The 12755-nt window shown below is 52.0% G+C and carries 9 protein-coding genes and 1 pseudogene; 7 read left to right on the top strand and 3 right to left on the bottom strand.

The features are described 5' to 3' along the window. The first annotated feature begins 222 nt into the window (after window positions 1–222). The 4 genes and pseudogenes from ACR0AI_RS21780 to ACR0AI_RS21765 all read left to right on the top strand — a co-directional run bounded on the left by ACR0AI_RS21780 (window position 223) and on the right by ACR0AI_RS21765 (window position 6272). On the top strand, window positions 223–1167 hold the full coding sequence (locus tag ACR0AI_RS21780) for an MBL fold metallo-hydrolase (protein ID WP_170681044.1): 945 nt from the start codon (window positions 223–225) through the stop codon (window positions 1165–1167). Window positions 1168–1230: 63 nt separating this feature from the next. Beyond that, a pseudogene (locus ACR0AI_RS21775) lies at window positions 1231–2069 on the top strand (IS5 family transposase). 160 nt (window positions 2070–2229) lie between these two features. Beyond that, window positions 2230–4881 (top strand): AsmA family protein, encoded by a 2652-nt coding sequence (locus ACR0AI_RS21770; RefSeq protein ID WP_480677188.1) that lies wholly within the window; start codon window positions 2230–2232, stop codon window positions 4879–4881. Between the two features lie 599 nt (window positions 4882–5480). Continuing rightward, window positions 5481–6272, top strand: a complete 792-nt coding sequence (locus ACR0AI_RS21765; protein ID WP_480677187.1) for an ABC transporter permease — start codon at window positions 5481–5483, stop codon at window positions 6270–6272. Window positions 6273–6515: 243 nt separating this feature from the next. On the opposite strand, the gene trhA is transcribed toward ACR0AI_RS21765, so the two are convergent. From trhA to ACR0AI_RS21750, 3 genes are all read right to left on the bottom strand, one after another. Next, complete coding sequence (gene trhA / locus ACR0AI_RS21760) at window positions 6516–7163, bottom strand: PAQR family membrane homeostasis protein TrhA (RefSeq protein ID WP_480677186.1); 648 nt, start codon at window positions 7161–7163, stop codon at window positions 6516–6518. A 423-nt stretch (window positions 7164–7586) separates the two neighbouring features. Further along, window positions 7587–8168, bottom strand: a complete 582-nt coding sequence (locus tag ACR0AI_RS21755) for a disulfide bond formation protein B (protein ID WP_480677185.1) — start codon at window positions 8166–8168, stop codon at window positions 7587–7589. 9 nt (window positions 8169–8177) lie between these two features. Next, window positions 8178–8333: a DUF5993 family protein gene (locus ACR0AI_RS21750; RefSeq protein WP_480677184.1), complete on the bottom strand. Its 156-nt coding sequence runs from the start codon at window positions 8331–8333 to the stop codon at window positions 8178–8180. A 335-nt stretch (window positions 8334–8668) separates the two neighbouring features. On the opposite strand from ACR0AI_RS21750, the gene ACR0AI_RS21745 reads away from it, so the two are divergent. The 3 genes from ACR0AI_RS21745 to ACR0AI_RS21735 all read left to right on the top strand — a co-directional run bounded on the left by ACR0AI_RS21745 (window position 8669) and on the right by ACR0AI_RS21735 (window position 12501). Continuing rightward, a complete protein-coding gene (locus tag ACR0AI_RS21745; protein ID WP_480677183.1) occupies window positions 8669–9991 on the top strand; it encodes a mechanosensitive ion channel family protein in 1323 nt (440 codons plus the stop codon). Then, the gene (locus ACR0AI_RS21740; protein WP_480677182.1) at window positions 9988–11601 is read left to right on the top strand and encodes a mechanosensitive ion channel family protein; all 1614 of its coding nucleotides are present in this window, start codon (window positions 9988–9990) and stop codon (window positions 11599–11601) included. Before ACR0AI_RS21745 ends, ACR0AI_RS21740 begins: the two co-directional genes overlap by 4 nt. Before the next feature lie 678 nt (window positions 11602–12279). After that, a complete protein-coding gene (locus tag ACR0AI_RS21735; protein ID WP_480677181.1) occupies window positions 12280–12501 on the top strand; it encodes a hypothetical protein in 222 nt (73 codons plus the stop codon). Window positions 12502–12755: the final 254 nt, after the last annotated feature.

The raw sequence follows: 12755 nt of genomic DNA, 5'->3' as shown, positions 1-12755 counted from the left end.
CCAGAACACTTGGGCGTTGCAGCGCAGCCAGTGATACCGGACCTTTGTCGATTGCGCGGCAATCAATGGATTTCCTTTGCAGAGCTCGCCTAGACCGAGCGGCGATTGGCCGATCACTGAATTTTCAACGGGCGCCGCATTCAACCTTAGTGTCACGCCGTCCCCATTACTGCTAGGGTAGCAACAGTGAGGGGTAGTCTCGAGAAATTTGGGAGAACAATCATGGACAGACGCGTATTCTTGGCCGGAACAGGCATCACTTCGGGCCTCGCTGCATTGGGGTGGAACGTCGCGCCCCTCGGAGCGGAAGGCCTCGTAGCGGCGCGGCGCTACCAGGTGGGCTCGGCGACGGTGCACGTGCTGTCCGATGGGTTCATTTCGATCGGACCTGAAATGCTCTCCGGTGTAACACCAGAAGAGTTCGCGACCTTGCTCGACAATGCGCACATAGCCACCGACGCGCATCCGAGTGCGGTCAATGCGTTTTTGGTCGAAATTGGTGATAGAAAAATATTGGTCGACGCGGGGACCGGCGAAATCTTCGGACCGACCCTTGGCAAGTTGCCCTCCGTGATGAACGCCCTCGGCTTTGATCCGGCCGCTATTGACACGGTGGTCTTCACCCATCTGCACGGCGATCACATCGGCGGCACGGTTTCGCCAGCTGGTAATCCTTATTTGAACGCGACACTCCGGGTAGCGAGCGCTGACATCGATTTCTGGACCAGCGAGGAGATTCAGGCGCAGGCTCCCGATGCCTTCAAAGCTGCGTTTGACCTTGCACGCTCCGCCCTCGATGGTTTTGGCGAACGGATTGAGCCTTTTGGCGCTGAAGAAACCGCAATCGCTCCTGGGCTCTCGACTATGGCGCTGCCCGGCCACACCGTCGGCCATACGGGCCTGATGCTCGAAAGTGACGGCGATGTCCTGCTTATTGCGGCCGACATTGTTCATGTTCCAGCGGTGCAACTCGCTATGCCCGCCGTGACCATTGGCTTTGACACTGATCAGGATTTGGCACGTGAAACCCGCGTCAAGACTATGGATATGGTTGCTGCGGATCGCATAATGATGGGCGGGTCGCACATCTCTCTTCCCGGTCTGGGATATCTGGAAACAGCCGCTGACGGATACCGATGGACGGCGGCGCGCCATCAGTACGGTTAGGGTCAGGACCCATTGATTTCCGCTTTGCTGCGTGATTCACGGTTCGAAAATCGAGCGGTGACCATGTCTGATCTTTTCTGGCTGACGGATGCGCAGGTGGCGCGTCTTGAGCCTTTCTTGCCCAAGTCCCAGGGCAAACCACGCGTTGATGATCGACGTGTGTTGAGCGGCATTATCTTCATTAATCGCAATGGGTTGAGATGGCGCGATGCCTCTTCGGCGTATGGCCCACACAGTTGAAGGGGATCGTGGCCCCAGTGGGGCCACGTAAGCCCCGGAAACGCTCTATAACCGTTGGAAGCGGTGGAGCGTCAAAGGCATCTTCGACCGGATGATGGCTGGTCTGGCTGCCGAACACGGTGAAGAGAAGACTGTGATGGTCGATGCCACCGACCTGAAGGCCCACCGTACCGCAAGCAGTTTGGGCGTCAAAAAAGGGGCGCGGACGCCTGATTCACTGCCCGGCAGGCGCATCCGGAGGATGCTGCCGAGAGGGGCCGCACCAAGGGCGGCATGAACACCAAGTTGCATGCCATCTGCGACAGCCGGGGACGTCCCTCAACCTGTTCATCACCGCCGGTCAGGTCAGCGACTACATTGGTGTGCCGGCACTGCTGAGCGGCCTGCCGGATGTCGATTGGCCGCTCGGGGATCGTGGCTATGACGCCGATTGGTTCCGGGAGGCGTTGAAAGACAAAGGGATACGCGCCTGCATCCCCGGCCGGAAGCAGCGGAAGAAACCGGTTAAGTACGACAAGCGTCGTTACAAACGGCGCAACCGGATCGAGATCATGTTCGGCAGGTTGAAGGATTGGCGGCCTGTGGCAAGCCGCTACGACAGGTGCCCGAAGGTCTTCCTGTCAGCAATCGCCCTCGCAGCACTCGTTATCTATTGGCTATGAGTCCTGACCCTGGCGGTTCGACAAAACACGCTAGAATATCAGCAATATAGTCAAGCTCATTCGGAATTTAGATCATCTACCGACCACATATATTCCATTAACTAAATGATTAAATGGTCTAGGCTTCCCATTGGGTGAATCGAGATTTTAGGAGAAGAACGTGCGATACGTTTCAAAAGGTATTTTGATTTGTTGCGCTGTCGCGTTTGTCGCAGTGTTTGCAGCTTGGCTTTTCCTGTCTTCTGCGTTGTTTTCCTCGGTCAGAACTACTTTCGTCGAAAATCTGATCTCTAAGAAACTTGGCCAGGAGGTTAGAATTGAAGATGAAGTGCGTCTGGGTATTGGTCGGCAATTGCAGGTGTCAGCGGCAGGGCTGGAACTACCCGGTTCTCGGAATGCTGGTGTGAACCTTGCGGCAATCGATGAGATTGAGTTTGAAGTTTCCGCACGCGACCTCTGGAACAGTAAAATGTCACTGAGTGGTCTTTCGCTCTCGGGTGTTCACCTGAACCTGATCACGGACAAAGATGGCGTCGGAAACTGGCAGTCTATTTCCCAAACGGAAACTGAAGTCGGGAAACCTACAAAATCCCCGACACCGCTGTTGGCGGGAATTCTAACGGACCGCAAAACTGATCTGACTGATATCGCCATTCTTTATAAAAACAATTTAAACGGACTTGAGTTGGACCTGCAGCTTCTTGAGCTGCTCTTAGAGCGTGATACGGAAACTGATGTTGCGACGGCAGTCGGGGCCGGTTCGCTGAACGGAGAGAGGTTTGATCTGAACGCGACATTCCCCACGGAAGACCCGTTTCGGTTGGCGGTGAACTTCGAACAGACTTCGATTGTCGCAGAGGAAGTTCCTCAAGAGAACGGTCTGCAAGTGGCAACGACCGTAGAGATTGCCGAACTTGGCCAGCTTCTCGATATCCTGAAGCTGAGCCGCGTTTTGGAAGGCACAGGGAGTATTGGCGCAACGTTTACATCAGTCGACGGCGTAGCACGGATTGATGACCTATCTGTATTGGCGGAATTAGATGGCGGGCACAGCCTTTCGCTGACGGGGCAGATCGGAGAATTGGGGAACCCGGAAGACGTATCGCTGACAACCCGAATTAGGTTTTACCCAGAAGATGCGGAACCAGCCCCAGCCGCCTCGCGATATGATCTTAAACTTATCGCAGTCGACATGGTTATCGACAGCGTACCCGGTCGGGTGCCGCAGCGACAAATGGTCATTAAGACCAACGGTTTCACGTTGGACACGTCCGGCGAAGGCCCGCCCCCGATTAAGTTCTCCGAGCTTTCCAGAACACCAGAAGGCGCCTTAAAAGTCGGAAACATCAACCTTAGAATTGGGAACCCAGCCGATCCGTTTATCATTTTGAACGGTTCGGTCGATGACGCGCTTCAGTTGCAAGGCATATCAGCAGAAGGCCTAATGGATATACCGGCAAGCAGTTTGATCTCGCCAGAATTGTTGGGCCCAGACGACCAGCTTGGCAGGTTCTCCGGTGACTTCCATTTGAACGGCGACATTAATCAGCTTTCGCTGTCGAATTTGGATGGAAAGACAAGCGATACGGACGTCTGGAACCTTGAGGTGCATGGCACTGTTGAGAATGTACTCAAATTCGAAGACCTGGATTTGGCAATTGATGTCGCAGTTCCATCCGGGGCGGACCTTTTGGAGGCACTATCGCTTGAACGTGTGGAAACCGGGCAGGCTCGTCTTGAAATCAACCTTGTAAGCGAAGGCACTGATTGGAACGCGAGTGCCAATGTTGAGGTCGCCGACTCTATCTTGCAGATTATGGCCGATCTTGATGATGCAACAAGCGACCCGGTGCTTCAGGGTTCCATTGAGAGTGACCTGATTAAGATAGATCAGATCCGAACTATCGTTCAGGCTGCCGCACAATTGCGGAAAATAGGCGGCCCAGAGCCGGAAGAGAAAGAAACTAAACAAGAAGACGAGGGCGGCCAAGGTGCGTTAAGAGATGTAACGCTTAAACCTATCGGGCGCTCAATTCTCTTGTCCGGTATGGATATGGATGTCGACGTTGACCTTAGGCACATCGAAGGAGCCCAGGGCATCAGCAGTTTGCAGAGCCAACTGACGCTCAACAAAAATGAGCTTAAGGCCGGACCTTTGAAGTTTGAATATGGAGGCGCTCATTTCGACGTTAGCGGGCAGATGGATCTTTCGAACGACGCGCATCTACTCACGTTGACTGGCAAAGCGGGCGGTTGGCAGCTGGATGATATTCTTCACAACCTGAACTTCAAAAAGGGTGCGAGCGGTACGATCTATGCAGATTTTTCGGTGACCGGCGGAACCGATTCACCGAAGCATTTTGCAAACAGCATGAACGGCAATGCTACTGTTTCAATGCGTGATGGCTCGATCGAGACGCAACTTTTGGATCTGGCAGGGCTAGGGGTGCTACCTTGGGTGTTTACCAAAGAGAAGCAAAAGGTTGCTCCAATCGTTTGTTTGCGTGCGCCGATTAGTATCTCAAATGGAAGTATTTCGACGAAACAAACCACATTGGAGACAGACCATGTCCAAGTTGTCGTCTTTGGCGGTGTTGATGTGGCGGGCAAGGTTTTGGACCTAAATCTGCAGCCCCGAAAGATTGGCGAACCTCTATCGAAGAGTCCCTGGCCCGTGACCTTGAAGGGCCCACTAGCAAAGCCGAAGATCAAGGTTAAAGACGGTCCGAAACGACTGAAACGATCGGATGGTGCAGACAAAATGCCGGAACAAAGAAAGCTATGCGTTCCGGATATATTGCAACTGCAGTAGTTGGGGAGGCGATCAGTTGAAGTCAAATCTAAGGTTCAGAAAGGCAGACTTTGCTTCCGAAGAGCAATTTTTGCTTTGGGCTCGGTGCGGTCATTCGCCGAAATGTCGCGAGCGACCGCTGTGCGAACCTTTCAGACCTTCGTCGACGCGGCATCAACCGTCGTAGCCGGCCCGAAGCGGACATTCAGAACCAGGCTTTCCTCTTGTTTGTGTAGCGAACCGACCTTTTGCTGACACGGTGGCTGCGCAACCGCCTCTCGCTTCCTGCCGGCTGATGCGAAAAGATCATAAAAGCGAGCTTAGGTGCCTAACTGCGCATTCTATATCACTCTCAGTGTTGTAGTAGTGGGGAGCGATCCTCAATAAAGTAGGCAAATTACGTTTCTCGGAGTCTATGCGAGTTCTGGATGGCGTCGATGCACCTATCGCGAAACCAGCCTTAGCCATTTTGCCAACAATTGAATGCGGTTCTGAACCTTGGACCGAGAAGCTCACAATCCCGCAACGTTCTTGGCCGATATCGCGCACTTCGATTTTCGACTGTTCCGAAAGAAACGATCTGGCCTATAGCCTGCTTGATCCCCGCATTGGAGGTCACGATGCGTAGCGTTATCTTCCTCGCCCTGGTATTTGTCGTGATTGCGGTCGTTGGCCCAATGTTTGCCCCGTATGATCCGGCTGCGATCAACATTCCCAAAAGGTTGAGCCCGCCCACGTCAGAAAACTGGCTTGGTACTGACGCTCTCGGGCGAGACATCTTTTCGCGCATTCTCTTCGGGGCGCGATGGTCATTGGGTTTGGCCTTCCTCATTTCCTTGCTGGGCCTGTTCATCGGCACTGTTATTGGCCTGGTCGCTGCCTTGGGCGGCAAATGGCTGGATTGGGCCATGATGCGCGTTACCGACACTTTCCTCGCGTTCCCAGAGCTTGTCGCTGCTGTAGTGATCGCCGGCGTACTTGGCTCCGGAACGGCCAGTCTGATCTTCGCGCTCAGCGTTGTAGGCTGGATGCGTTATGCCCGTGTCGCCCGCGGCATTGGGTTGTCACTTCAAACACGCGGCTATGTGGTTCAAGCAGGGCTGGCGGGGCTATCGCCACTCTATATCGCTCGCTGGCACTATTTGCCGTCGCTGATGCCCTCACTCATTGTAGTTTGGAAAGGTATGTTCGCCCGTGCGATTTTGGGCATCTCGACCTTGGGCTTTCTGGGCTTCGGAGTGCAGCCCCCTATGCCAGAATGGGGCACAATGCTTCTCAATGCACGCGTTCACATGCGGTCGACACCGCTACAGATGGTGTGGCCCGGGTTGGCGGTTGTAATCTGTGTCCTTTCAATCAACTTGGTCGGCGACGCGCTCCGGGATGCTCTGTCCAAAAAAGAGACCAAGTGACAACATACTGCTTTCTACGCCTTGCCGAGGTTTTACAGTAGGGAAGCTGCTAGGCAGCGAATTTAGAGCGCTATCCAGCAAGGCAGACGTTAGCGCCTTGCAACCTTGGTTCGGCTCTCTGTCCCGAGGCAAGAAACTGACAGAGTCCGGCAGACCTCTGCATCGGACCAAAAACATACCTGTCGTTCCACAGCAATGTCCAACACACCGGTTGCGAAACAACTACTCCCTGCCCCTACTGATTTACCATTGAGTGGATAGGGCTATCCATATGCCGACAAACATCAGCGCACCGCCAATATTTACCCATGTATGCCAAACAGCATACCGATAAGGCATAGTTTTTTGGGCGTAAAACACCGTTCCAACGACATAGGCGGCGGAGCCAGCCAAGATGCACCACAGTGTCATGATAGGTACATTCGTGAGGTCAGGAAGGGCACTCAATCCGATTGCGCCCAGCCCAAGATAGGATGCGGTTGACCATCGAGGCTTGACCGTTTCGTTCGTGATCTTGTTCCAGACGGCTACGGCTGTCAGCCCCCAACAAGTCCACAGCAAGGACATCGTCCATGTCGTGTCTGCCAAGACAAAAAATGGTGTAAAGGTACCCGAAATGCTGGGATAGATCGCGGCGTGATCAATGCGACGCAATAGCGTGCGCCTGAGGTGCCATGTGGAAAAGTGATAGGCCACGGATGCTAGATTGGACGACAGCGCACAAAGCACGTAAACCGAGACCGCTAGGACTAGGCTAGGTTCGAGGCCGTGGATTGACTTAAAGAGAAGTAACCCACCGGCCGTCAGGATCGCCAGCAGCCCGATCGCATGGACGGCAATATCGGCATGGCGGTGCGATTGAACAGGGCTTGGATACGTCGTTTCAGTCATTTTTGTTCCGGGCAAAGATAGGTCTGGCGCTATATCCTGAAACGTGAAGTGTCCATGGTTCCGACGCGTCAGATCTCGGCGCTACATCAAATGACGGCATCGTCCGCGAAGTAGTTTTTAGACGTCAGGCTGTGAAACCCTGGATTGAAACGTTTGCGACCTGCTGCATAGGCAAAAGACTGAAAGTTCACCAATGGCCGATATTGGCTCTTTCGACCAGTCTAGGGAAGTCGCGGAAAACGTCGGCAGTGAGCCCAAATCTTTCACTTGCCTAAACAGTGACCATATATTTTGTTTCTGGCCGTCAATTTGCTTGTTGGCAGTTATTTTTAATCAAAATGAAGCAAAGTTCGCCTTTGTATTTACTCTTTGATTTTGGAGGGTAAAATACCGGAAAAACTGCGTGCAGGATGTCTTCTCGACCTAGGTTCCACCTGCTTCCTCAAGCTTATCCAAAAATTTGTAGTCCGTTGGCGGATCGTCGCAAATACCTGGTCCACACTCCAGTAGAGCTGAGCCTGCATTGGCAACTGCCAAAACCAAGATCAACATGAATGCCGTTTTGGCCAACTTGCTTCCACCGAACCGTTCCGATGCCCTAACGTCCGCAGCCAGATCATATTGCTTTTCAAAAACAAGCATCACCGCGGTCCCGAGTATTATCAACCCGAAGGCTATGCCGGCCCAAGTGTAAAAATGCAGCCCAAGAACCGGAGACCCATAGTGCCCAGTGCCGGGCACTATATGCAGTAGGATTTGACGGATCGAAACACTGATGCCAAATATTGCTGCTACAAGGACGATTCCGTAATTCCTTGCGCGCGTGCCCCACAAGAGATTTAGCCCGAGCCCAAACCCTACGGCCACGAAACCGACACGCTGCAGTAGACATAACGGACAAGGTAGTTCGTAGAGAACAAGTTGAAAATAGAATGCAAGAACCAACACTAGGCACACAGCCAGAACACCAAGGGCATTCATATTTCGGGCAAATTCAGGTGACATAAAACGATCTCACAGTTGGATTGAAAGCGGCGTTGTTGCATGAAATTTTAGCCAATAGACGCTCGCCAAAAGCGTAACTACGAAGACGGCGTATGAAAGTCGGACAAGGTTATAGTAAGCGAGCCCCAAAGCGCATGTGAACAACGCAAATAGTAGTGCAATCATATTTTTCCCTTTGGCTTTTTGGCCTTGGTGAGAATAGCAGGTTCTGCGGGCCGTTTCCTTCTCGAAAACCGGTTCTAAGCTCCGGAACAAGTCCCGACGAGATTCCGACCGCCTATGCCAACCTCCCAATTGGTTCCTGACATTCACAGATGTTGCGCAAGTAGTTCCTTGAAAACAAGTCAGAGTTTCCGCCAATTTGAGAGGGTCGCTACACCGAAAGCAATTCAATAATCATGGTGTTCGTCGCCGTCAAACATTCAAACATAAACATAATTCTGGATTTATTACGTCTGTGTGTGCTCTCTTCGACCGTTAAAGAAATAGGGGACAGACAGATGAGACAAGCACTAAGAACGTTGACGGTTTGGTCGTTCCTTTGGCTCACGGGATTATCGAGTGCTTTTCCTGCCGGCGCGCAAGAAACGGATGTGGATCAAGAGGCTGTGGAAAACGAGAATGACGATCTTTCAAATGCAGTCCTAGATGAGATGATTGCGGCCAATGACCTCGAGATCCTACTTGTTCCCTTAACTGCGGAAGAGCTTTCCGCGGTCGCCGTTACTTGGCAAACTTACGTCCGCTCTCGGCTCGAAGAAGTCGCTCAAGTGAATCTCCAACTTCGATCGGCGAACGGAGCTCGGGAAGACAGCTTGCGGTCTCAGTTGTCCTCTTTGAACGACTCTGGACTGGACATCCTAAACAACTATCGCCTGGTGCTCGAAGCATGGAGTCTGAAAGGCGCAAAGGAGGAAGATCTGGAACCGCATACTGACTATATTCTCGCATTGAAAACGGGAGCCCTAAGAACAACCGATCTTCAAACGCTCTTTCAGAACGCGTGGTCTTGGTTGTTCTCGTGGGATGGGGGCGTTGGTTTGTTGATGGCCGGTTTGGGTGTATTATTGGCAGTTTGGGCCATGATGTTCATTGCTCGAATGGTGCGCAGGGTCACTGAAAGGGGTCTGACTAAAATTCCGACTATTTCCAGAACGCTGAAACGCTTCATTTCAACCGCCGTGTACTGGGCCGTTTTCGTCCTTGGCATACTCGTCGTTTTAGCTCTGTTCGGAGTTAACGTTACACCGCTTTTTGCCGTGCTCGGCGGTTTGTCGTTCATCCTAGGGTTTGCATTGCAGGAAACGCTGGGAAACCTCGCAAGCGGTCTGATGATCATGGTTCTCAAGCCATTCGACACTGGCGACTATATCCAAGTAGGCAGTTCATCCGGGTTCGTGGATGAGATGTCGGTGGTTTCAACCAAGATCAGGACATTCGACAACCAGATGATAATAGTCCCGAACAGCAAGATTTGGGGGGATGTGATTACCAATGTGAGCGCATCCGAAGAACGTCGCGTCGATCTGGTCTTTGGCATCGCCTATTCGGACAACGCTGCCCAAGCAATTGAAGTTCTCAAGGACTTAGTTGCGCGTCACCAGTTTTGTCTGAAGACACCAGAAGCAGAAATTTTCGTGGGTGAGTTAGGAGACAACTCAGTCAACATCTTCTGCCGCCCATGGTCCAAGTCCGATGACTACTGGACCGTCTATTGGGACCTTACCGGTCAAGCAAAAGAGCGGTTTGACGAAGAAGGAATATCCATACCTTTCCCGCAACGCGATGTGCACATAATTCCGGTAGAAGGAACTAAATCATGAGAGCTTTTACACTTTGGTTCCTGCCGCTTCTATTTACGTGCAGCGTTGCGTTTGCTCAGTCGGAAGAAGTCGTCGTACCGGCTGAAGAGAGAAACGATCCGGAGTTTATCGCGCCGGTGATTGTGGATGGTGAAGAATTATTCCTGGTTCGTGGCTCAAGTGCGTTGCCTGCAACCGAACGTGCGAGAAAGATCGAGGAGCGGATCGTTCAGGTCGCTGACGCTTCAACGAAAGCTTCGGTTCAGGTCCAGGTTTCGGACGCTGAATTTGGGAAAATGATACGTATCGACGGGCGGATGGTTACAATAACCACCCAAGCTGACGCCGAGCACGAACAAATGGCTATTGACGTTTTGGCGGGGCTTCAGGCTGAGGCAATTGAGACTTCAATCTTACAATACCGGGATGCTCGGTCCAATGAAGGCAGAGTAGACAGTGCGATGGCTGCATTTGCTTGGACGGTATTTTTTACCCTCGTTTCATATGCGTTTTTTGCAAAGCGGCGAAAGCTACTAGACTACATCAGAAACAACTTGGAAAAGAGAGCTGAAGGCGTTGAGGAAGCAACGAAATCGATCTTACGAAGCAGGGCTATCGCGTCGATTGTCGTTTACTCAATCCACATTTTGATGTGGGTTCTGTTTTTGTTTTTCTTCTACTACTACTTGTCCTTGGTATTGCTCTCCTTTGCTGAGACACAGGCTATAGCCCAAATCCTTTTGAAGTACTTGAGCGAACCGCTTGTCACTGTTGTATTGGCCATTGTTGGGTACATACCCAACCTAATTATGCTCGCTATCATCGCAGCTGTGACGCGGTTGGCCATTCGTGGCATAGATCTGTTTTTCGAAAACCTTGAAAACGGCGCTTTCGAGCTCAAGGACTTTGAAGAACATTGGATTGCACCCACTAAGATGTTGGTTAGGGCATTGATCATCGTGATCGCGCTGGTGTTTGCCTACCCCTATATTCCCGGCTCCGACTCCCGGGCCTTTCAGGGTTTGACAATTCTGGCGGGCATTATGGTTTCGCTCGGTTCGAATACGGTTGTTTCTAACATGATGGCCGGCTTGTTTGTAATCTACAGACGCAGCACCAACATCGGTGATCGAATTCAAGTTGGTGACAAAATCGGTGATGTGACCGAGATAAAACTGATGGAAACCCTCATTAAATCTATCAAGAATGAGATGATTAGCATTCCAAATGCGCAGCTGCTTAACTCTGAGGTCGTGAACTACTCTCGCAAAGTAGATGGTCGAGGGCTTTTGGTTCACACTACAGTAGGAATTGGCTACGAGGAACCGCCGAAGAAGATCAAGGCAATGCTGATAGAGGCAGCTTATCGAACTCAAGGCTTGAGAAAGAACCCTGAACCTTTTGTGCTTTGGACACAGCTGGCTGACTATGCAATCAACTATGAGATCAATGCGTACACATCGCGCGGGTCAAGCCTGCCTAAGATTTTGTCCGACTTGCGCGAGAACATTGTCGATGTATTTAACGAAAACGGAACGCAGATAATGACACCGTCTTACATTGCGGACCCGCCGGAGCCCAAGGTTTCGACAGAAGAATGGGACGGCAAGCTTGCTCATCACGATGAATAAACAGCGTTCAGCAATTCTCTATCAGTGTCGGCATTTGAGCTTCGTGTCGTACAAAACACGCCTTAAAGTAATCATGTACGCTTTGTTCCGCAAAGCAGACGTTCAAGCACGTTGCAGCGAACGACCGCATTGAGTTCAAAGCGGAAGTTCACTCGCCTAAGGTGAAACGAGTGATTTTGGACGAATTTGCATTAGCCTGGTCCCAAGTAGCAGAGACAAACATCCTAAAGCCAATCCCATTGCAATTGCATTGACGGCGAATAGACCGCCAAACAGGGATGCCGCTGTTCTTCCCGCCTGTTCGATAGACGTGTCTGCTACGACTGATACCCAGTCTTGTAGGTATAGTGCGAACAGGATGGCGATCCCCACGGGCGAAATAATTAGCGCTGCGCCGAGAGAGGCCAATCCTCGGCCGAAGACGGCCCGAAGTGTTGACCCTTTCAGTACTATTGCGGCTGTGGAAGCAAAAACGACAAGCGCAGAGAGCAGGGCGAGTACCATGTCCACAATAGGGGAGAGGTCTTTCGTGACAGCCCCTGTAAGGGCCGAGGTGAGCGTCATACTGTTCTTCCGGCAAGGATCGTCCGAATTCAGGAGCAGATTTCTTCCGGTCAGCTTGCGCCTAGCGGTCGCCTGATAGAGCCCAGTGAAAAGGCAAAAAGGGGTCAGATCGTTGTGCATCTCGATCTGGTGCACCCAGAACACCGCGATCTATTGGTGCCGGGTAGTGGTTGCATCGTCCAATCCTACACCACCAATTTTGAAGGTGAAATGGAAGGAACTCTTGTCGCCCACGGGATCCAAGCCATGGGTATCATTAAGGCAGTTGGTCTGCGGGTCAAAGCTTGGTTCGGTCTAACTTCGGGTATCGGCTTGATCGGCGGTGGACACGCCTGATTTTCCAAAGAACCACCTATGCAGCAAACACGGCTCCTGATAAACGTTGGGAGCCGTTTCTGCTACTTACGTACAGACCGCACACACTAAATGCGAGTTCTATCACGGCTCTCTGCTGCACTGCGAACGGCTGGAAGGGCCGCTCAGGCAGTCATTTTCAAGGGAATGGTGAATACATGCGGTGGCCCGGAATGTCAGCTTTGTCCGTATTGCGGTCATATGTTGAAACCGCACCGCAGCATCTCGCTTACCAA

Source organism: Ruegeria sp. BG3 (assembly GCF_056538485.1).
This window is presented reverse-complemented; position numbering and strand designations above follow the sequence as displayed.